Origin of the sequence: Micromonospora sp. CPCC 206060 (assembly GCF_036906895.1) — a bacterium.
Taxonomy (GTDB): domain Bacteria; phylum Actinomycetota; class Actinomycetes; order Mycobacteriales; family Micromonosporaceae; genus Micromonospora.
Window position 1 is genome coordinate 1 of record NZ_JBAKHU010000211.1, and the last position, 1,590, is coordinate 1,590.

Annotated in this window: 1 protein-coding gene; it reads right to left on the bottom strand. The window is 68.6% G+C overall.

From position 1 onward, the window contains the following. Positions 1-10 precede the first annotated feature (10 nt). Positions 11-1,474: an NF041680 family putative transposase gene (locus tag V6U90_RS33295; protein ID WP_334445133.1), complete on the bottom strand. Its 1,464-nt coding sequence runs from the start codon at positions 1,472-1,474 to the stop codon at positions 11-13. Positions 1,475-1,590 lie beyond the last annotated feature (116 nt).

Consider the following 1,590-nt stretch of genomic DNA (forward strand, 5'->3'; position numbering starts at 1 on the left):
AGCTTGATCTTTAACCTGTGCGGCGTGGACGGGGATTGACGGACTTCGTCTTCTTTGCCGCTGGTGTCTTGGCGTTCGTGGTGGTTGCGGTGTGGACGTCGTAGCGCGGGGTGGGGTGGGTGTTGCGGCGGCCGGGTGGCCGCCCTGGTCCTGGCCGGGAGGGTTTGGGTGCACCGGCCGGGCAGGTGGCCTTCTTGCGGAGGTGCCGAAACCCTCGGCGGACGCGGGCGGGTGACAGACGCTGCGGTGGTGCGGGTTTCTCCCAGGGGCGGCGCAGGTCGGCGGCGAGGGCGCGGGCCAGACGGAGCTGGGTGTAGGCGGCGAGGATCATCCAGGTCCATCGGTCGGCTGCTTCCGGGGTGCGGATCTTGGGGCAGGTCCAGCCGAGGGTCTGTTTGAACAGGCGGAACGTGTGTTCGATGTCGAAGCGGCGTAGGAACGTCTGCCAGAGCCGGTCGGCGTCGCCCGGGGTGGCGTCGACGCCGGACCACCACAGCCAGACCGGCTTCGGGGTCGCGCCGCTGGGGAGATGGTCGACTTCCAAACGGATGACGGTTCCCTCGATGACCGGCAGCACTTCCGTCGAGTCGATCCAGGCGGATCGGTGGGTCAGGCGTGGATGCAGCCGGTCCCAGGCGCGGGCCCACGCCGTGCCGTAGAGACGGGTGTCGGCGAGGGTGGCTGCGTCCGGCTCACCCCAGGTGGTGGGATCGCCGAAGACGAACTCGTCGCCGTGCCGGCGCGGCCGGCCGATCGTCCCGGGCTGCCGAGGCGGTACCGCTCGGCGTAGTACCCGGTCCGAGCGCATCCGCGCGAGGACCTGCACGGGCAGGTCACGCAGAAGGAACGCCAGTCGGGGCGCGTCGTAGCCGGCGTCGGCCACGACCAGGATCTCCAGGTCCCCGAGCCGCCACTGCCCGGCCGCGATCAGACGCCCCACGATGTCCCGCAGCTGCCCAGCGGTGACCGTGGCCGCGTCATCACCAGGCGCCAGCCGCACCGCGTCCAACGGCGCGGTCCACGAACTACGGCCCGGTTCCAAGGCCACGACCATCGAATACGGCCAACCCGGGACCATGATGGTCTGATCCTTGCCGCGTCCGTAGGTGTGACACAGGAGCCGTTGCGGTGAGGTGTGCGCGTCCGGCCGCAGCCAACAGGTGATGTCGACCGCCAGGACGAGACGCCCGTCAGCCGCCCGGGGCAACGGCACCGCTGCGAGGGCGGCGCGCAGCCGATCGATGTCCAGTCGACCGCAGGCGAGGGCGTCATACAACGCCCCGTGACCCCGACGGTGCTCACCCACCAGCGACAATTCCACCAGCGACCGAACCGGACCGTCGGCGCACAACACTGCGTCGGTCAGGTCGAACAACGCGTCAGCCCGAGCGGTCATGCAGTCGTAGAACTCTCGCCGGAACCCCGCCAACTCCCCGACGGCATCAGCCGGACCACGGTCATGCACACTGGTCACCAGAACAGCCCTTGGTTATCGATGTTCTTCCCTAGACAAGAAGATCATCGACCAAGGGCTGTTTCCGTGATCGGTCAGGGTCCCCGCAGAACCCTCGGAGGTTAAAGATCAAGCTA